At 70.0% G+C, this 19,677-nt stretch carries 16 protein-coding genes; 14 read left to right on the forward strand and 2 right to left on the reverse strand.

The window, feature by feature from the left end:
• The first annotated feature begins 29 nt into the window (after positions 1 to 29).
• The 10 genes from nuoE to nuoN are packed head-to-tail and all read left to right on the forward strand — an operon-like array spanning position 30 to position 13,026.
• Positions 30 to 845, forward strand: coding sequence for an NADH-quinone oxidoreductase subunit NuoE (nuoE, locus tag ACFUN8_RS10855; RefSeq protein WP_383634486.1), 816 nt, complete (start codon positions 30 to 32; stop codon positions 843 to 845).
• Positions 845 to 2,200, forward strand: a complete 1,356-nt coding sequence (gene nuoF, locus ACFUN8_RS10860; RefSeq protein ID WP_383634400.1) for an NADH-quinone oxidoreductase subunit NuoF — start codon at positions 845 to 847, stop codon at positions 2,198 to 2,200. Before nuoE ends, nuoF begins: the two co-directional genes overlap by 1 nt.
• The gene (locus tag ACFUN8_RS10865; protein WP_383634402.1) at positions 2,197 to 4,719 is read left to right on the forward strand and encodes an NADH-quinone oxidoreductase subunit G; all 2,523 of its coding nucleotides are present in this window, start codon (positions 2,197 to 2,199) and stop codon (positions 4,717 to 4,719) included. Before nuoF ends, ACFUN8_RS10865 begins: the two co-directional genes overlap by 4 nt.
• Complete coding sequence (gene nuoH / locus ACFUN8_RS10870; protein ID WP_383634404.1) at positions 4,716 to 6,113, forward strand: NADH-quinone oxidoreductase subunit NuoH; 1,398 nt, start codon at positions 4,716 to 4,718, stop codon at positions 6,111 to 6,113. Before ACFUN8_RS10865 ends, nuoH begins: the two co-directional genes overlap by 4 nt.
• On the forward strand, positions 6,106 to 6,765 hold the full coding sequence (nuoI, locus tag ACFUN8_RS10875) for an NADH-quinone oxidoreductase subunit NuoI (RefSeq protein ID WP_383634406.1): 660 nt from the start codon (positions 6,106 to 6,108) through the stop codon (positions 6,763 to 6,765). The genes nuoH and nuoI overlap by 8 nt, the downstream gene beginning before the upstream one ends.
• Positions 6,762 to 7,595: an NADH-quinone oxidoreductase subunit J gene (locus ACFUN8_RS10880; RefSeq protein ID WP_383634408.1), complete on the forward strand. Its 834-nt coding sequence runs from the start codon at positions 6,762 to 6,764 to the stop codon at positions 7,593 to 7,595. Before nuoI ends, ACFUN8_RS10880 begins: the two co-directional genes overlap by 4 nt.
• Positions 7,592 to 7,891, forward strand: a complete 300-nt coding sequence (nuoK, locus tag ACFUN8_RS10885) for an NADH-quinone oxidoreductase subunit NuoK (protein ID WP_069927518.1) — start codon at positions 7,592 to 7,594, stop codon at positions 7,889 to 7,891. The genes ACFUN8_RS10880 and nuoK overlap by 4 nt, the downstream gene beginning before the upstream one ends.
• Before the next feature lie 14 nt (positions 7,892 to 7,905).
• Entirely contained in the window at positions 7,906 to 9,801 is a 1,896-nt protein-coding gene (gene nuoL / locus ACFUN8_RS10890) for an NADH-quinone oxidoreductase subunit L (protein ID WP_383634411.1), read from the forward strand.
• Between the two features lie 4 nt (positions 9,802 to 9,805).
• Positions 9,806 to 11,377, forward strand: coding sequence for an NADH-quinone oxidoreductase subunit M (locus ACFUN8_RS10895; RefSeq protein WP_383634413.1), 1,572 nt, complete (start codon positions 9,806 to 9,808; stop codon positions 11,375 to 11,377).
• Positions 11,374 to 13,026, forward strand: coding sequence for an NADH-quinone oxidoreductase subunit NuoN (nuoN, locus tag ACFUN8_RS10900; protein ID WP_383634415.1), 1,653 nt, complete (start codon positions 11,374 to 11,376; stop codon positions 13,024 to 13,026). Before ACFUN8_RS10895 ends, nuoN begins: the two co-directional genes overlap by 4 nt.
• Positions 13,027 to 13,100: 74 nt before the next feature.
• Here the strand turns inward: nuoN and ACFUN8_RS10905 are convergent, their stop codons facing one another.
• Positions 13,101 to 13,418: a hypothetical protein gene (locus ACFUN8_RS10905; RefSeq protein ID WP_383634417.1), complete on the reverse strand. Its 318-nt coding sequence runs from the start codon at positions 13,416 to 13,418 to the stop codon at positions 13,101 to 13,103.
• Positions 13,415 to 14,638 (reverse strand): fumarylacetoacetase, encoded by a 1,224-nt coding sequence (gene fahA / locus ACFUN8_RS10910; RefSeq protein ID WP_383634419.1) that lies wholly within the window; start codon positions 14,636 to 14,638, stop codon positions 13,415 to 13,417. The genes ACFUN8_RS10905 and fahA overlap by 4 nt, the downstream gene beginning before the upstream one ends.
• Positions 14,639 to 14,956: 318 nt before the next feature.
• On the opposite strand from fahA, the gene ACFUN8_RS10915 reads away from it, so the two are divergent.
• The 4 genes from ACFUN8_RS10915 (at position 14,957) to ACFUN8_RS10930 (ending at position 19,653) form a co-directional block, all read left to right on the forward strand.
• Positions 14,957 to 15,967, forward strand: a complete 1,011-nt coding sequence (locus ACFUN8_RS10915; RefSeq protein WP_383634421.1) for a polyprenyl synthetase family protein — start codon at positions 14,957 to 14,959, stop codon at positions 15,965 to 15,967.
• A gap of 370 nt (positions 15,968 to 16,337) precedes the next feature.
• On the forward strand, positions 16,338 to 17,624 hold the full coding sequence (locus ACFUN8_RS10920) for an outer membrane lipoprotein carrier protein LolA (RefSeq protein ID WP_383634423.1): 1,287 nt from the start codon (positions 16,338 to 16,340) through the stop codon (positions 17,622 to 17,624).
• Positions 17,625 to 17,759: 135 nt separating this feature from the next.
• On the forward strand, positions 17,760 to 18,710 hold the full coding sequence (locus ACFUN8_RS10925; RefSeq protein ID WP_383634425.1) for an ATP-binding cassette domain-containing protein: 951 nt from the start codon (positions 17,760 to 17,762) through the stop codon (positions 18,708 to 18,710).
• Positions 18,697 to 19,653: an ABC transporter permease gene (locus ACFUN8_RS10930; RefSeq protein ID WP_383634427.1), complete on the forward strand. Its 957-nt coding sequence runs from the start codon at positions 18,697 to 18,699 to the stop codon at positions 19,651 to 19,653. Before ACFUN8_RS10925 ends, ACFUN8_RS10930 begins: the two co-directional genes overlap by 14 nt.
• The last annotated feature ends 24 nt before the right edge of the window (positions 19,654 to 19,677 follow it).

A 19,677-nucleotide genomic window follows, 5' to 3' on the forward strand; every position in this document is an offset into this window, starting at 1 on the left:
CCACACCGAATTCCGAGGTCAGCCTCGGAATGCCCCAACTCCCCGCCCCCGACTACCCGGCCGATGTACGCGCCCGGCTGGAGACGGACGCGAAGGAGGTGATCGCCCGCTACCCCGACAGCCGCTCGGCCCTGCTGCCGCTGCTGCACCTCACCCAGTCCGAGGAGGGGTACGTCACCCGTACCGGCGTCCGGTTCTGCGCCGAGATGCTGGGGCTGACCACCGCCGAGGTGACCGCGGTCTCCACCTTCTACTCGATGTACCGGCGCAAGCCGTCCGGCGACTACCAGGTCGGCGTCTGCACCAACACGCTGTGCGCGGTGATGGGCGGCGACGCCATCTTCGACGAGCTGAAGCAGCACCTGGGCGTCGGCAACAACGAGACCACCGAGGACGGCAAGGTCACGCTGGAGCACATCGAGTGCAACGCGGCCTGCGACTTCGCGCCGGTGGTGATGGTCAACTGGGAGTTCTTCGACAACCAGACCGTCGAGTCGGCGAAGCAGCTCGTGGACGACCTCATGGCCGGCGAGCAGGTCACCCCGACCCGCGGCGCGCCCCTGTGCACGTACAAGGAGACCGCGCGGATCCTCGCGGGCTTCCCCGACGAGCGCCCCGGCGCCGTCGGCGCCACCGGTGGCGCGGGCCCCGCCTCGCTGATCGGCCTCAGGCTCGCCAAGGGCGAGGCCGTCCCGGGCCGTACACCCGGCCCGCGCGACGCGGCCCCGCGGGACACCCCGCCCCAGCCCGGTTCCGAGCACCTGAGCTCGCACGACGCGCCGCAGAAGACCGCGGCGTCCGACCCCGCGAACCCCACGGGCCCGGTAGCCGAGGAGGGGAAGTGATGACCACAGCACCCGAGATGAGCGACACCGGCCCGGAGAAGCTTCTCTCTCCGGTCCTGTCCGCGTTCTGGGACCAGCCCGACGCGTGGACGCTGGAGACGTACAAGCGTCACGAGGGGTACGAGGGGCTGCGCAAGGCGCTCGCCATGACGCCCGACGACCTCATCGCGTACGTGAAGGACTCCGGTCTGCGCGGCAGGGGCGGCGCGGGCTTCCCCACCGGTATGAAGTGGCAGTTCATTCCGCAGGGCGACGGCAAACCGCACTATCTCGTCGTCAACGCCGACGAGTCGGAGCCCGGCACCTGCAAGGACATCCCCCTTCTCTTCGCCAACCCGCACTCCCTCATCGAGGGAATGATCATCGCGTGCTACGCGATCCGCTCGCAGCACGCCTTCATCTATCTGCGCGGCGAGGTCGTGCCCGTACTGCGCAGGCTGCACGAGGCCGTACGTGAGGCCTACGAGGCGGGCTACCTCGGCAAGGACATCCTCGGCAGCGGGATCGACCTCGACATCACCGTGCACGCGGGGGCCGGCGCGTACATCTGCGGCGAGGAGACCGCGCTGCTGGACTCGCTGGAGGGACGGCGCGGACAGCCCCGTCTCCGCCCGCCGTTCCCGGCGGTCGCGGGTCTCTACGCGTGCCCCACTGTCGTGAACAACGTCGAATCCATCGCCTCGGTTCCCGCGATCCTCAACCGCGGCAAGGACTGGTTCAAGTCGATGGGCAGCGAGAAGTCCGCGGGCTTCACGCTCTACTCGCTCAGCGGGCACGTCACCAGCCCCGGCCAGTACGAGGCCCCGCTCGGCATCACCCTGCGCCAACTGCTCGACATGGGCGGCGGCATGCGCGAGGGCCACCGGCTCAAGTTCTGGACGCCGGGCGGCTCCTCCACCCCGATGTTCACCGACGAGCACCTGGACGTGCCCCTCGACTACGAGGGCGTCGGCGCCGCCGGATCCATGCTCGGCACCAAGGCGCTCCAGTGCTTCGACGAGACCACCTGCGTGGTGCGCGCCGTCACCCGCTGGACCGAGTTCTACGCCCACGAGTCCTGCGGCAAGTGCACCCCCTGCCGTGAAGGCACCTACTGGCTGGTCCAGTTGCTGCGCGACATCGAAGCCGGCAAGGGCGTCCCCTCGGACCTCGACAAGCTCAACGACATCGCCGACAACATCAACGGCAAGTCGTTCTGCGCCCTCGGGGACGGCGCCGCGGCACCGATCTTCTCCTCGCTCAAGTACTTCCGCGAGGAGTACGAGCAGCACATCACCGGCAAGGGCTGCCCCTTCGACCCGGCGAAGTCCACCCTGTGGGCCGACCGACACACGCACCTGGAGGTGAACGCATGACAGTCACCACGTCTGCCCCCTCCGGCGGCGGCGAGGCGGCGGTCCCGCCCGAAGATCTCGTCTCGCTGACGATCGACGGCATCGAGATCTCGGTCCCCAAGGGGACCTTGGTGATCCGCGCGGCCGAACTCCTCGGCATCGAGATCCCCCGCTTCTGCGACCACCCGCTCCTCGACCCGGCCGGCGCCTGCCGGCAGTGCATCGTCGAGGTCGAGGGCCAGCGCAAGCCGATGGCCTCCTGCACCATCACCTGCACCGACGGCATGGTCGTCAAGTCGCAGATCACCTCGCCGGTCGCCGAGAAGGCCCAGCGCGGTGTGATGGAGCTGCTGCTCATCAACCACCCGCTGGACTGCCCGGTCTGCGACAAGGGCGGTGAGTGTCCGCTGCAGAACCAGGCGATGAGCACCGGCCAGGCCGACACCCGGTTCGAGGGCAAGAAGCGGACCTTCGAGAAGCCCGTACCGATCTCCACCCAGGTGCTGCTCGACCGCGAGCGGTGCGTGCTCTGCGCGCGCTGCACCCGCTTCTCCAACCAGGTCGCGGGCGACCCGGTGATCGAGTTCCTGGAGCGCGGCGCGCTCCAGCAGGTCGGCATCGGCGTGGGCGACCCCTTCGAGTCGTACTTCTCCGGCAACACCATCCAGATCTGCCCGGTCGGCGCGCTGACCTCGGCGGCGTACCGCTTCCGCTCCCGCCCGTTCGACCTGGTCTCCTCGCCGAGCGTGTGCGAGCACTGCTCGGGCGGCTGCGCCACCCGCACCGACCACCGGCGCGGCAAGGTCATGCGGCGCATGGCCGCCGACGACCCCGAGGTCAACGAGGAGTGGATCTGCGACAAGGGGCGGTTCGGCTTCCGCTACGCGCAGCGGCCCGACCGGCTCACCACGCCTCTCGTACGGGGCGCGGACGGCGAGCTGGCACCGGCGAGCTGGCCGGAGGCGCTTGAGGCCGCCGCGAACGGTCTCGCCGCCGCGCGCGGCCGGGCCGCCGTCCTGGCCGGCGGCCGGCTGACGGTCGAGGACTCCTACGCGTACGCCAAGTTCGCCCGCGTCGCGCTCGACACCAACGACATCGACTTCCGCGCGCGCGTGCACAGCGCCGAGGAGGCCGAGTTCCTCGCCGCCCATGTCGCCGGCCACGGCCTCGACCTGGACGGCAAGGGGATCACCAACACGACGCTGGAGAAGGCTCCAGCCGTCCTGCTCGTCGGGTTCGAGTCCGAGGAGGAGGCGCCCGGCGTCTTCCTGAGGATGCGCAAGGCCCACCGCAAGCACGGCCAGCGCAGCTTCTCCCTCGCCACGCACGCCACCCCCGGTCTGACGAAGGCGGGCGGCACACTGCTGCCCGCCGCGCCCGGCACCGAGACCGAATGGCTCGACGCGCTCGCCTCGCGGACCGGCCTCGAAGGCGCGGGCACCCGCGCCGCCGACGCCCTGCGCGAGAGCGGCGCGGTGATCGTCGTCGGCGAACGGCTCGCCGCCGTTCCCGGCGGGCTCACCGCCGCCGCCAGGGCCGCCACCGCGACCGGCGCGAAGCTTGTCTGGGTCCCGCGCAGGGCCGGCGAGCGCGGCGCGATCGAGGCCGGCGCGCTGGCGACACTGCTGCCCGGCGGCCGGCCCGCCACGGACCTGCGGGCCCGTGAGGAGACCGCCGAGGTCTGGCGCGTACGCGAACTGCCGCACCGCCGAGGCCGGGACACCGGCGAGATCGTCGAGGCCGCCGCGACCGGCGAACTCGGCGCGCTGGTCGTCGCGGGCGTCGAGGTCGCCGACCTGCCGGACCCGGCACGCGCGCGTGAGGCGCTCGCGGCCGTCGGCTTCCTGGTCTCGCTGGAGCTGCGCCCCAGCGAGGTCACCGACCACGCCGACGTCGTCTTCCCGGTCGCCGCCGTCGCCGAGAAGGCCGGCACCTTCCTCAACTGGGAGGGCAGGGCCCGTATGTTCGACGCGGCGCTCAAGCCCGAGCAGATGACGCGCAGGCTGGCCACGGACGACGCGCGGGTGCTGCACATGCTCGCCGACGCCATGGACGTACCGCTGGCGCTGCCCGACCTGAAGTCCGTACGCCGCGAACTGGACCGGTTCGGCAACTGGGACGGCGCTCGCGCCGTACCGCCCGTCGAGTCCTCGCGTCCGCTGCCCCGTCCGGGCGCGGGCGAGGCGGTCCTCGCCGGTCACCGGCTGCTGCTCGACCAGGGCCGGCTCCAGGACGGCGACGAGGCCCTGGCGGGCACCCGCCACGCGGCCGTCGCCCGGCTCTCCGCCACCACGGCGGCCGAGACCGGCGTCAAGGACGGCGACGTCCTGGCCGTCACCGGGCCCGCCGGCACGGTCGAACTGCCGCTCAGCGTCACCGAGATGCCCGACAAGGTCGTCTGGCTGCCGCTGAACTCGACCGGCGGCGGTGTCCTCGCGGACACCGGCTCCCGGCCGGGCACGCTGGTCCGGATCGGCCCCGCCGAGGCGCACGCCCCGGCCGGCGCCCCGGAGTCCGACGCACCGGAGGTGCGCGCATGACCGCCCTCGACCGACTCGGCGCGGCTCCCGCGCAGAGCGTCCTCGCCGCCGAGGACCTCTCGATGTTCGGCACCGACCCCTGGTGGCTGGTGGCCTTCAAGGCCGTCTTCTGCTTCGCGTTCCTGATGGTGACCGTGCTGGTCGCCATCGTCTGGGAGCGCAAGGTCGTCGCCTGGATGCAGCTGCGCATCGGCCCCAACCGGCACGGCCCCTGGGGCATGCTCCAGTCGCTCGCCGACGGCATCAAGCTGATGCTGAAGGAAGACGTCGTCGTCAAGCGGGCCGACAAGGTCGTCTACATCCTGGCGCCGATCATCGCGGCGGTGCCCGCCTTCATGGCGATCGCCGTGATCCCCTTCGGCCCGGCCGGCAACGAGGTCTCGATCTTCGGCCACCGCACCACGATGCAGCTGACCGACCTGCCGATCGCGATGCTCTACATCCTCGCGGTCGCCTCGGTCGGCATCTACGGCATCGTCCTCGCCGGCTGGTCGTCCGGATCGACGTACCCGCTGCTCGGCGGTCTGCGCTCGTGCGCGCAGATGATCTCGTACGAGATCGCCATGGGCGCCGCCTTCGCCTCGGTGTTCCTCTACTCCGGGTCGATGTCGACCTCGGCGATCGTCGAGGCGCAGGCCGACCGGTGGTACATCATCCTGCTGCCGGTCTCCTTCATCATCTACATCGTCACGATGGTCGGCGAGACCAACCGCGCGCCGTTCGACATGCCCGAGTCCGAGGGCGACCTGGTCGGCGGCTTCAACACCGAGTACTCGTCGATCAAGTTCGCGCTGTTCATGCTGGCCGAGTACGTCAACATGGTGACCGTCTCCGCCGTGGCCACCACGCTCTTCCTGGGCGGCTGGCGGGCCCCGTGGCCCATCTCCACGTTCTGGGAGGGCGCGAACCACGGCTGGTGGCCGATGCTCTGGTTCATCGTCAAGGTCCAGCTGCTGCTGTTCTTCTTCATCTGGCTGCGCGGCACGCTCCCACGCGTGCGCTACGACCAGTTGATGAAGCTCGGCTGGAAGGTCCTGATCCCGGTCTCGGTCGTCTGGCTGATGCTGGTGGCGACCGTGCGCGCCCTGCGGAACGAGAACTACGACTTCCAGGACATCGTCCTGTACGTCGCCGGGGCCGTCATCGCGATCCTGCTGCTCTCCTTCGTCGCCGACATCTTCCGCGACAAGAAGGACAAGGCCGCGGCCGCGGCCGAACCACCACCGCCGCCGTTCGACCCGATGGCCGGTGGCTACCCGGTGCCTCCGCTGCCGGGGCAGACCCTGCCGCCCGTACCGCGCCGACGCTCACGCGGTGAGCGCGAACTGGTTGTCAGTGGCGGAGTCAATACTGAGAGTGACGCGAGTGACGGAAAGGAGGCTGACGGTGCCTGACAACGCTTCCAAAGGTTCGAAGGGGGACGACCCCGGCGCGCGCCGGCTGAATCCGGTCGCCGGCTTCGGCGTGACCTTCAAGGCCATGTTCAAGAAGCGGCTGACCGAGCAGTATCCGGAGACGGAGAAGGTGACGGCGCCGCGCTTCCACGGCCGCCATCAGCTGAACCGTCATCCGGACGGCCTGGAGAAGTGCATCGGCTGCGAGCTGTGCGCCTGGGCCTGCCCGGCGGACGCGATCTATGTCGAGGGCGCGGACAACACCGAGGAGGAGCGCTACTCCCCGGGCGAGCGTTACGGCCGCGTCTACCAGATCAACTACGCCCGCTGCATCCTGTGCGGACTGTGCATCGAGGCGTGCCCCACGCGGGCGCTCACGATGACCAACGAGTTCGAGCTGGCCGACAGTTCGCGCGAGAGCCTCATCTACACCAAGGAGCAGCTCCTCGCCGGCCTGCAGGAGGGCATGGTCGAGTCCCCGCACTCGATCTTCCCCGGCACGGACGAACAGGACTACTACCGGGGCCTGGTGACCGAGGCCGCTCCCGGCACGGTCAAGCAGGTCGCGTACACCAAGGGCGAGGTTCCGCAGGAGAGCGCCTCCACCTTCGGCGAGGACGAACCGGCCTCGAAGAAGGTGATCGGCGGATGAACACGCTCGCCGCTTCCCTCACCTCGACCGGCGAGGCCGTCCAGTTCTGGATTCTCGGCACGATCGCCGTGATCGGCGCGCTCTGCACGATCCTGATGAGGCGGGCCGTGCACAGCGCGCTCTGCCTCGCCGGGACCATGATCATCCTGGCGGTCTTCTACCTGGCCAACGGGGCGTACTTCCTGGGCATCGTGCAGATCGTCGTCTACACCGGCGCGATCATGATGCTGTTCCTCTTCGTGGTCATGCTCGTCGGCGTCACCGCCGCCGACTCCCTCACGGAGACGATCAAGGGCCAGCGCTGGTGGGCCGCCGCCTGCGGGCTCGGCTTCGGTGTCCTGCTGATCGCCGGCATCGGCAACGCGTCGCTGACGACCTTCACCGGACTCGGTGTCGCCAACGCCGGAGGCAACGTCGAGGGCCTGGCCGCCCTGATCTTCACCAAGTACGTGTTCGCCTTCGAGATCACCGGCGCCCTGCTGATCACGGCCTCGGTCGGCGCGATGGTGCTCACGCACCGCGAGCGCACCGAAAGGGCCCTGACCCAGCGGGAGATGTCCGAGCAGCGCATCCGCAGCAAGCACCTGCCGCCGCTGCCCGCGCCCGGCGTCTACGCCCGGCACAACGCGGTGGACATCGCCGGTCTGCTGCCCGACGGCACCGCCTCGGAGCTGACGGTCAACAAGACGCTGAAGGACCGAGGCCAGATCCGGGACGTCTCCGGTGAGGCCATCGCCGACCTGAAGGCGCTGGAACAGCGCTCGTCGGAGCGCCTCGGCCGCGACGAGCGCCGGGACCGCGAGGACCGCGAGGAGGGCGTCACCAAATGAATCCGGTCAACTACCTCTATCTCGCCGCCCTGTTGTTCACCATCGGTGCGGCCGGAGTGCTGATCCGGCGCAATGCGATCGTCGTCTTCATGTGCGTCGAGCTGATGCTCAACGCGTGCAACCTCGCGTTCGTCGCCTTCTCCCGGATGCACGGCAATCTGGACGGCCAGATCATCGCCTTCTTCACGATGGTCGTGGCAGCGGCGGAAGTCGTCGTCGGGCTCGCGATCATCGTGTCGCTGTTCCGTTCGCGCCACTCGGCCTCGGTCGACGACGCCAGCCTGATGAAGCTCTGAGGGGTCGCTGAATCGTGGAGAATCTGATTGCGCTGCTCATCGCGGCGCCCCTGCTCGGAGCAGGTCTTCTGCTGTGCGGCGGGCGGCGTTTCGACCGGGTGGGCCACATCCTCGGCACGCTGCTGGCGGCTGCCTCCTTCGTGATCGGCGTCGTGCTGTTCGCGGACATGCTGGGCAAGGGCGGCGAGGAACGCGCCCTGCACCAGCACCTGTTCAGCTGGGTTCCCGTCGAGAGCTTCCAGGCGGACATCGCCTTCCAGCTCGACCAGCTGTCCATGACGTTCGTGCTGCTGATCACCGGCGTCGGCACCCTGATCCACATCTACTCCATCGGGTACATGGAGCACGACGAGCGGCGCCGCCGCTTCTTCGGCTATCTGAACCTGTTCCTCGCCGCGATGCTGCTGCTGGTCCTCGCGGACAACTACCTCCTGCTGTACTTCGGCTGGGAGGGCGTCGGCCTCGCGTCGTACCTGCTCATCGGCTTCTGGCAGCACAAGCCCAGCGCGGCCACGGCGGCCAAGAAGGCGTTCCTGGTCAACCGCGTCGGCGACATGGGTCTGTCGATCGCGATCATGCTGATGTTCACCACCTTCGGCACGTTCGCCTTCGGGCCCGTCCTGGAGTCCACCGGTGAGGCGAGCGGCGGCACGATCACCGGCATCGGCCTGATGCTGCTGCTCGCCGCTTGCGGCAAGTCGGCGCAGGTGCCGCTCCAGTCCTGGCTCGGCGACGCGATGGAGGGCCCGACCCCGGTCTCGGCCCTGATCCACGCGGCGACGATGGTGACGGCGGGCGTGTATCTGATCACCCGGTCCGGCGCGATCTTCAACGCCTCGCCGGACGCCCAGCTGGTGGTCGTGATCGTCGGAGCGGTCACGCTCCTCTTCGGTGCGATCGTCGGTTGCGCGAAGGACGACATCAAGAAGGCCCTCGCGGGCTCGACGATGTCCCAGATCGGCTACATGATCCTGGCCGCGGGCCTCGGCCCCATCGGCTACGTCTTCGCGATCATGCACCTGGTGACGCACGGCTTCTTCAAGGCGGGGCTGTTCCTCGGCGCCGGCTCGGTCATGCACGGCATGAACGACGAGGTGGACATGCGGAAGTACGGGGGCCTGCGCAAGTACATGCCGGTCACCTTCGTCACCTTCGGACTCGGCTATCTCGCGATCATCGGCTTCCCGGGTCTCTCCGGCTTCTGGTCGAAGGACAAGATCATCGAGGCGGCGTTCGCCAAGGGAGGCACCGAGGGCTGGATCCTCGGCGCCGTCACCCTGCTGGGCGCGGCCCTCACGGCGTACTACATGACGCGCGTGATGCTGATGACCTTCTTCGGCGAGAAGCGCTGGCAGCCGGACGCGGCCGGCAACGAGCCGAAGCCGCACGAGTCGCCCAAGTCGATGACGATCCCGATGATCGTCCTCGCCTTCGGCTCGGTCTTCGCGGGCGGTCTCTTCTCGATCGACGAGTCGTTCGTGAAGTGGCTGGAGCCGGTCACCCAGTTCGAGCACGGCCACCCGCCGATCAGCGCGGCGGCCGTCACCACCTGCACGGTCGTGGTGCTGCTCATCGGCGTCGGTGTCGCGTATCTCCAGTACGGCCGCAAGCCGGTGCCGGTCACCGCGCCGCGCGGTTCGCTGGTCACCCGCGCCGCCCGCCGCGACCTTCTCCAGGACGACTTCAACCATGTGGTCCTGGTCCGCGGCGGCGAGCACCTCACCCGCTCGCTCGTGTACGTCGACCACACCCTGGTCGACGGTGTCGTCAACGGCACCGCGGCGTCGTTCGGCGGGCTCTCCGGCCGACTGCGCAAGCTGCAGAACGGCTACGCCCGCTCCTACGCGGTCTCGATGTTCGGAGGTACGGCAGTGCTCATCGCCGCGACCCTGCTGATGAGGGCGGTGTAATCAGATGTCGTTCCCCCTTCTGACGGCGACGGCGGCCGTCCCGGCGATCGGCGCGATCGTCACGGCGGCCGTCCCGGCCGCCCGGCGCACGGCGGCCAAGTGGATCGCGCTGGCCTTCTCGCTCGCCACGCTCGTACTGGCGGCGATCGCGCTGGTCCGCTTCGAACCCGGTGGCGACCGCTACCAGCTGACGGAGTCCCACGCCTGGATCTCCGACTTCGGGGTCAGATACGAACTGGGCGTGGACGGCATCGGTGTGGCGCTGATGGCGCTCACCGCCCTGCTGATCCCCTTCGTCATCGCCGCGGGCTGGCACGACGCCGACCCGGTCGAGACGAAGAGCTCCCGCTGGCGGCCGACGCAGGGCTTCTTCGCCCTGATCCTGATGGTCGAGGCGATGGTGATCCTCTCCTTCGAGGCCACCGACGTCTTCCTCTTCTACATCCTGTTCGAAGCCATGCTCATCCCGGTGTACTTCCTCATCGGCGGCTTCGGGGACCGGGCCCACGCGGGCGGCGACGAGGCCGGAGCCACCCAGCGGTCGTACGCGGCCGTGAAGTTCCTCCTCTACAACCTGGCCGGCGGCCTGATCATGCTGGCCGCCGTCATCGGTCTGTTCACGCAGACGGGGACGTTCTCGCTGGCCGAGATCGCCGAGGCCAGGGCCAACGGCACGCTGGACATGTCGACGGGCATGGAGAGGTGGCTCTTCCTGGGCTTCTTCCTCGCCTTCGCCATCAAGGCGCCGCTGTGGCCGGTGCACACCTGGCTGCCCAACGCCATGGGCGAGGCCACCGCGCCCGTCGCCGTCCTGATCACCGCGGTGGTCGACAAGGTCGGCACGTTCGCGATGCTGCGCTTCTGCCTCCAGCTCTTCCCGGAGGCGTCCAAGTGGGCCACCCCCGTGGTGCTGGTGCTGGCGCTGATCAGCATCATCTACGGGGCGCTGCTCGCGGTCGGCCAGCGTGACATCAAGCGGCTCATCGCCTACGCGTCGATCTCGCACTTCGGCTTCATCATCATGGGCATCTTCGCGATGACCAGCCAGGGCCAGTCGGGCGCGACGCTCTACATGATCAACCACGGAATCTCGACGGCGGCGCTGCTGCTGGTCGCGGGCTTCCTGATCTCGCGGCGCGGTTCGCGGCTCATCTCGGACTACGGCGGGGTGCAGAAGGTCGCGCCGGTCCTGGCCGGCACCTTCCTGATCGGTGGTCTGGCGACCCTCTCGCTACCGGGGCTCGCCCCGTTCGTGAGTGAATTCCTGGTCCTGGTCGGCACGTTCAGCCGATATCCGGTGATCGGTATCATCGCCACCATCGGTATCGTGCTCGCCGCGCTCTACGTCCTGGTCCTCTACCAGCGCACGATGACGGGCCCGGTGAACGAGTCGGTCCGCCACATGCCGGACCTGAAGCTCCGTGAGCTGGCGGTCGTCACCCCGCTGATCGCGCTCCTTCTCTTCCTGGGCGTCTACCCGAAGCCGCTGACCGACATCGTGAACCCGGCGGTGGAGCACACCATGAGCGACGTCCACAAGACCGATCCCAAGCCCGAGGTGGAGGCAGCCCCGTGAGTGCGACAGCTGTCCACAGCCTGTGGACAACGACGGCGGCCCAGGGGATCGACAAGATCCAGGCCCCCAAGATCGAATACGCGCAACTGGCTCCGGTGCTGATCGTGCTGGGCGCCGCGGTCGTCGGCATCCTCCTTGAGGCCTTCGTCCCCCGGAAGGGGCGCTACTACGCGCAGCTCTTCCTCTCGGTCGTCGCCCTGGCCGCCGCGTTCGCCGCGGTGGTCGCCCTGGCGGCGGGCGGCTACGGCAGCACCAAGGCACACCTCGCGGCCATGGGCGCGATCGCGGTGGACGGCCCCGCGCTGTTCCTCCAGGGCGTCATCCTCCTGACGTCGGTCGTCGCCGTGTTCACCTTCGCCGAGCGCAGGCTCGACCCGGAGAGCCACGGCACCCGCATCGACTCGTTCGCCGCCCAGGGCGCCTCGGTGCCCGGCAGCGAGAGCGAGAAGGCGGCCGTCAAGGCCGGGTTCACCACCACCGAGGTCTTCCCGATCATGCTGTTCGCGGTGGCGGGCATGCTCGTCTTCCCCGCCGCCAACGACCTGCTGACGCTCTTCATCGCGCTGGAGGTCTTCTCCCTCCCGCTCTACCTCCTCTGCGCCCTGGCCCGCCGCAAGCGGCTCATGTCGCAGGAGGCCGCGGTGAAGTACTTCCTCCTCGGCGCCTTCTCGTCCGCGTTCCTGCTCTTCGGCATCGCGCTGCTGTACGGCTACGCGGGCTCGGTGACGTACGCGCGCATCGCCGCCGTCGTCGACGGCTCGGTCGCCACCGTGGACCCGGTCCTCGCGGACACCATGGGCAACGACGCGCTGCTGCTCATCGGCGCCGCGATGATCCTCATGGGCCTGCTCTTCAAGGTCGGCGCGGTGCCGTTCCACATGTGGACCCCGGACGTCTACCAGGGCGCGCCCACACCGGTCACCGGCTTCATGGCCGCCGCGACGAAGGTGGCCGCGTTCGGCGCGCTGCTGCGGCTGCTCTACGTCGTCCTGCCGGGCCTGCGCTGGGACTACCGGCCGGTGATGTTCGGTGTCGCGATCGTCACGATGCTGTTCGGCGCGATCGTCGCCATCACCCAGACGGACATCAAGCGCCTCCTGGCGTACTCGTCGATCGCGCACGCGGGCTTCATCCTGGCCGGTGTCATCGCGATGAACGACGAGGGCATCTCCTCCGTCCTCTTCTATCTGGCGGCGTACTCCTTCGTCACGGTCGGCGCGTTCGCCGTCGTCACGCTGGTGCGCGACGCGGGCGGCGAGGCCACGCACCTGTCCAAGTGGGCGGGACTCGGCCGGCGTTCGCCCCTGGTGGCCGCGGTCTTCGCGGTCTTCCTGCTCGCCTTCGCCGGCATTCCGCTGACGTCGGGCTTCTCCGGCAAGTTCGCCGTCTTCAAGGCGGCGGCGGACGGCGGGGCCGGGGCGCTGGTCGTGGTCGGTGTGATCTCGTCGGCGATCGCCGCGTTCTTCTACATCCGGGTCATCGTGCTGATGTTCTTCAGCGAGCCGAAGGCGGACGGCCCCACGGTCGCCGTGCCCTCGCCGCTGACGATGGCCACGATCGGGGTGGGCGTCGCGGTCACGCTGGTACTGGGCCTCGCGCCCCAGTACTTCCTGGACCTGGCGAGCCAGGCGGGCGTCTTCGTCCGGTAGCCCGTACACCCGAACGCTCCGCGTAGGGCCCCACCGACGCCGGTGGGGCCCCTGCGGCGTTCGCGGCCGTGTGCTCAGGAGTCCGGGAGCGCCTGGTCCGGAGGTGCCTTCGGGAGGCCGAGTGCGCCGTCCACACAGCCGGCCATCCAGACGTCATTCGTCTCCACGCCGTCCGTCTCCGCGTGCTCCCCGCACTCGGACTGGGCGGCCCCCGTGTCGGAGGCGTCGGCGCCGCCCAGATGGCCGCGCGGGCCCTCGTCCCGGCCGAAGGCGTAACCCTCCGCGTAGCCGGGCCGCTCGCCGCGGCCCCGGAGGGCGAGGGCCGTCAGCACGACGAGCAGCAGTACGCCCAGCAGGAGGAGCGGTCGCCGGAGCGGTCGCGCCGTGCTCATCCCGCGACGATCCGGCCGGTCACCTCGCCGAGTCCGACGCGGGTGCCGTCCGGGCCCGGCGCCCAGGCTGTCAGGGTGATCTCGTCGCCGTCCTCCAGGAACGTCCGCTTGCCGTCGGGCAGTTCGAGGGGCTCCGTGCCGTTCCAGGTGAGTTCGAGGAGGGAGCCGCGCTCCTCGCGCCGGCTGCCGCTGACCGTGCCCGAGCCGTACAGGTCGCCCGTACGGAGCGAGGCGCCGTTGACCGTCATATGGGTCAGCTGCTGCGCCGCCGTCCAGTACATCGTGGAGAACGGCGGTTCGGAGATCACCTGTCCGTTGAGGGACACGGAGATCCGCAGGTCGAAACCGCCCGGCTCCTCGTCGTCCGCGTCGTCCAGATAGGGGAGCAGGCCGTCGGTACGGGTCGGGGGCGCCACGCGGGCCGCGTCCAGGGCCTCCAGCGGGGTCACCCAGGCGGCGACGGAGGTGGCGAAGGACTTGCCGAGGAACGGGCCGAGCGGAACGTACTCCCACGCCTGGATGTCCCGCGCCGACCAGTCGTTGAGCAGGGAGAGGCCGAAGACATGGTCACGGAAGGACGCCAGCTCCACCGGGCTGCCCTGCCGCGAGGGCGTGCCGACGACGAAGCCGACCTCCGCCTCGATGTCGAGCTTGACGGAGGGCCCGAAGACGGGCGCCGGGTCGGCGGGCCCCTTGCGCTGCCCGGACGGGCGCGTCACGTCCGTACCCGAGACCACGACCGTGCCCGCCCTGCCGTGGTAACCGATCGGCAGATGCTTCCAGTTCGGGGTCAGCGCGTCACCGTCGGGGCGGAAGATCCGGCCCACGTTGGTGGCGTGGTGCTCGCTCGCGTAGAAGTCGACATAGTCGGCGACCTCGTACGGCAGATGCATCGTGACCGAGCCGAGCGGGTGCAGCAGGGGCTCTATGTCCGGGCGGTGGGCGGGCACCGTGACCCAGGCGGTGAGCGCCCGGCGGACATCGCGCCAGGCCGTGCGCCCCGCGGCCATCAGCGGGTTGAGCGTGGGCCGGTCCAGCAGCACCGCGTACGGGGAGCCCAGCGCGTGCGCGGCGGCTCCCGCGTCGAGCACATGGCCGCCGACACGGACCCCGAGCCGACGGCGCTCGGGCTCGTCGGCCGTGGTGAAGACGCCGTACGGGAGGTTGTGCGGACCGAAGGGGTCACCCTCGGCCAGTTCGAGCGGGCTCTGCTCGGGCATCGGTGCTGCCTCGCTTTCCGGATCGATGCTGGACACGTTACGTCGGTGTTGCCCAGCCGCGGCAGTGGTGAAAAGCGCGCAATGACCGAAAGGGCCTGAGTGTGGTGGGGTGTTGGGGCACCGTACCGGCGGTAGCCCGAACGGGCAGGGGGTGCGGACAAATGGGTTCAGTTCGGGTCGTATTTACTGATCACGAACATACGGGTGGAGCCGGGAAGGCGCCCATGGTGATCGAAACTCGACCGGATACGCTGACTTGAATGACAGCAGCGACACATCGACAATCCATGTGATCGTCAGCAGACAGGAGTACCCCTCGTGACCGTCGTCGGGCCGTTCGGGCTGAGCGTGCGGGACCCGGCTCTTGAAGCCGATGTCCTGGCGGGATTGTCGGCCGTGGAGGCGGGTCTCCTCGAAGCCACCAAGAGCGAGGTCCCTTTCATCACGGAAGCGGCGCAGCACCTGGTGCGCGCCGGTGGCAAGCGGTTCCGGCCGCTGGTCGTGATGCTGGCGGCCCAGTTCGGTGACCCGTACGCCCCGGGGATCGTCCCGGCGGCCGTGGTCGTCGAGCTGACCCACCTGGCGACGCTCTACCACGACGACGTGATGGACGAGGCGGACGTACGCCGGGGCGTGGACAGCGCCAACAGCCGCTGGGGCAACTCCGTCGCGGTCCTCACCGGCGACTTCCTCTTCGCGCGGGCCTCGCACATCCTGGCGGACCTCGGCCCCGAGGCCGTACGGATCCAGGCCGAGGCGTTCGAGCGGCTGGTGACGGGTCAGATCCTGGAGACGGCCGGACCGCGCGACGGGCGCGACCCGGTCGGCCACTACCTCGACGTGCTCGCCGGCAAGACCGGCGCGCTGTTCGCCGTCTCCGGCCGCTTCGGCGCGCTGACGTCCGGCGCGGACGAGACGGTCATCGACATCCTCACGCAGTACGGCGAGCGGCTCGGCGTGGCCTTCCAGCTCGCCGACGACGTCCTGGACATCGCCAGCGACTCCCACGAGTCCGGCAAGACCCCCGGCACCGACCTCCGCGAGGGCATCCCCACGCTGCCGGTGCTGCTGCTGCGCGCCCAGGCGCAGGCGCACGGCCGCCCGGAGGACATCGAGCTGGTCGAGCTGCTGGACGGCGACCTGACGGACGACGCCCGGCACGGGGAGGCGCTGCGCAGGCTGCGCGCCCACCCGGCGCTGGAGCAGGCGCGGCGGGACACCGTCCGGTACGCCGAGGAGGCACGGGCGGCGCTGTCGCCGCTGCCGGAGTGCTACGCGAAGTCCGCGCTGCTGGAGCTGTGCGACGCGGTGGTCCACCGGGCGGGCTGAGTCCGCCCGTTGAGGTCCTGTCACGGTCCTGTCGACGTCCCGTCGATGGCCCGTCGGCGTCCCCTCGTTGACCCGTCGATGCTCCGTCCACGTTCCGTCGACGCGCTGTCGCCGCCCGGCCGACGCCCGTTCGCGCCCTGCCACGTCGTCCCCGACACCGGATTCCCCCGTCCCCTACTGGATGGGGGAGTTGGCGGCGGTGGCTGTCATCCCAGAGCAGTACGCGAGGTTGCCTCTGCGGGTTGACGCTTCCGATTAGCCGATTTGGTCTTATGGAGAGCACCACCCCGGACCAATTCGAGTGAGAATGGCGGCAAGGGGTGGACGAGTGCAAGGGACGGAAGCCGCCGACCACGGAGGTAGGGCACACATGGCACCGAACGACAGCGCACAGATCACCGGCGAGACCGGCGAGACCGGGGATGTTCCGGCGGGCCGTCGCAGAGCGGCGCGCTATGTCGTCCCGGTCGCGGTCGCCGGAATCGCGGCGGCCACCATCGGCCTCGTCCCGGCGCTCGCCGCGTCGGGTGATCCGGACCTGCCGAAGATCAGCGCGGAACAGCTGATCGAGAAGATCGCCGCGTCCGACACCGAACAGCTGTCCGGCACGGTCAAGATCACCACGGACCTGGGCATCCCGTCGCTGGGGAGCCTCGGCGGTCTCGGTGGCTCCGCCGCCGGAGCGCTCGCGCCGAAGGGCGGAGCCGACGGCGGCGGTTCGGCCGCGGAGCCGACCGGCCGGCTGATGGAGCTGGCCACCGGCGAGCACACGCTGCGCGTCGCCGCCGACGGACCCGACAAGCAGCGCGTGTCGATCCTCGACAGCGCCGCCGAGTACAGCCTGATCCGCAACGGCGACGAGGTGTGGGCGTACGACAGCGCCTCCAACGAGGCGTACCACGCCACGTCTCCGGCCGACGCCGCCAAGGGTTCTGACAAGGGCTCGGAGAAGGGCTCGGAGAACGGCGAGAAGGGCAAGGACCAGGCCGCGCCGAAGGGCCTGCCCGCCACGCCCCAGGACTTCGCCGAGGAGGCACTGAAGGCCGCGGGCGACACCACCTCGGTGACCGTCGACGGCACGGCGCGGATCGCGGGCCGTGACGCCTACCAGCTGCTCATCAAGCCCAAGCAGGACGGCTCGACGATCGGCTCAATCAAGGTGGCGGTCGACTCCGAGACCGGTACGCCGCTGAAGTTCACGCTCCAGCCGAGCGGCGGCGGCAAGGCCGCGATCGATGTCGGCTTCACCAAGGTCGACTTCTCGAAGCCGTCCGCGTCCACCTTCGACTTCTCGCCCCCCAAGGGCGCGAAGGTGACGGAGGCCGACGAGTCGAAGGCCGCGGGCAAGGACCAGGCCCACAAGGCGCCCAAGGACGCCAAGGACCTCGGGACGGAGCCGAACGTCATCGGCGAGGGCTGGACCACCGTGGTCCAGCTCGACACCGGCGGCAAGGGACCGGGCGCCGTGTCGAAGGACATGCCGGCCCAGGCGGAGGAGTTCATGAACGCCCTGGGCGACAAGGTCGACGGGAAGTTCGGTTCGGGCACGGTCTTCAAGACGCGCCTGGTGAACGCCCTGATGACGGACGACGGCAAGGTCTTCGTCGGCGCGGTCACCAAGGACGCGCTGGTGAAGGCGGCCAACGAGGCGAAGTAGCGCGAAGCACCACGCACAGGTGGCCCGCCCCGTCGTACGCTCCGTACGGCGGGGCGGACCGCTGTCCGCCGTCCGCTGTTCACTGTTCGCGGCTGAGCACCTGGGGCACGGGGCGGGAGAAGGGATGGGCGCGGGATGACCGTCGTCATAGAGACACGCGGGCTCACCAAGCGCTACCGGGGCGGGCAGCTCGCGGTCGACCGTCTCGACCTCGCCGTACCGGCCGGCAGCGTCTTCGGCTTCCTCGGCCCCAACGGCTCCGGCAAGACCACCACCATCCGCATGCTGATGGGCCTCATAGAACCGACCGCGGGCACCGCGTCGGTCCTCGGCCGCGCCATGCCGCGCGCCGCCGGAGCCGTACTGCCGCAGGTGGGCGCGCTGATCGAAGGCCCGGCGCTGTACGGGTACTTGAACGGCCGCGACAATCTCCTGCGGTACGACTCCGCCGACCCGACCGCCGATCCGCGCACCCGGCGGGCCCGGGTGGCCCAGGCGCTGGAGCGCGTCGGGCTCACGGCGGCGGGCGGCAAGAAGGCGAAGGCGTACTCGCTCGGTATGAAGCAGCGGCTCGCGCTCGCCGCCGCGCTGCTCCAGCCGCGAAAGCTCCTGGTGCTCGACGAGCCGACGAACGGCCTCGACCCGCAGGGCATGCGCGAGATCAGGGCGCTCGTGCGCGAGCTGGCGCGGGAGGGCACGACGGTCTTCCTCTCCTCGCATCTGCTGGACGAGATCGAGCAGGTCTGCACGCACGCCGCCGTGATGGCGCGCGGGCGGCTGCTGACCCAGGGCACGGTCCCCGAGCTGGCGGCGGGCACCCGGGGGCGGCTGGCGGTCACGACGCCCGATCCGGGGGACGCGGCGCGGGTGCTGAAGGAGTTGGGGGTCACCGATGTGACGGTGGCCGGGGACCGGGTGAGCGGGGAGCTGCCGGTGTCCGGCGAGGGGGCGCCGGCCGAGCCTGCCGACATCAACGCGGGGCTCGTACGGGCGGGGGTGCGCGTGCGGGCCTTCGGGGTCGAACGGGCTTCGCTGGAGGACGCGTTCGTGGCGCTGACCGGGGAGGGATTCGATGTCGCGGGCTGAGGACGTGGGCGTTGACGACGTGACGGCTGAGGACGTGAAGGCTGAGGACGTGAGCACGGAGGCGGGTACGGCTCCGGGCGGCGCCGGTGCCCGTCCCGTATCGCCGCTCTGGACGTTCGGGCTCCTCCGCTCCGAGCTGGTCACGACCTTCCGCCGCTGGCGCACCCTCGCGCTGCTGGGTGTGCTGGCCGCCGTACCGGTCCTGATCGGTATCGCCATCAAGATAGAGACGAGCGACGGCGGCTCGGTCGGGCCCGGCGGGGGAGGCGGCGGCCCGGCCTTCCTGACGCAGATCACCAACAACGGGCTGTTCCTGGTCTTCGCCGCGCTCGCCGCGACGCTGCCGGTCTTTCTCCCGATGGCGGTCGGCGTCATCGCGGGCGACGCGGTCGCGGGCGAGGCGAACGCCGGCACCCTGCGCTATCTGCTGGTCGCACCGGCGGGCCGGACCCGGCTGCTGCTGGCCAAGTACGCGGCGACGCTGGTGTTCTGCCTGGCCGCGACCCTGGCGGTGGCGGTCTCCGCGCTGGTCGTGGGGGCGCTGCTCTTCCCGCTCGGCGAGGTCACGACCATCTCCGGCACGCGCATCTCGTTCGGCGAGGGGCTGGTCCGGGCGGTGCTGATCGCGCTGGTCGTCGCCGCCTCGCTGATCGGGCTCGCGGCGCTCGGCCTGTTCGTCTCGACCCTCACCAACAGCGGTATCGCGGCCATGGCGACGACGGTCGGGCTGGTGATCACGGTGCAGATCCTGGACACGATCCCGCAGCTGCACGGGATCCACCCGTATCTCTTCCCGCACTACTGGCTGTCCTTCGCCGATCTGCTCCGCGAGCCGTTCTACTGGGACGAGGTGCTGCGGAATCTCGGCCTGCAGGGCGTGTACGCGGCCGTGTTCGGCTCGGCGGCCTGGGCGCGTTTCACGGCGAAGGACATCAGTGCGTGAGGTCGTGCGGTCGTGCCGTCGTGA

Source organism: Streptomyces sp. NPDC057307, from assembly GCF_042667665.1.
GTDB lineage: Bacteria > Actinomycetota > Actinomycetes > Streptomycetales > Streptomycetaceae > Streptomyces.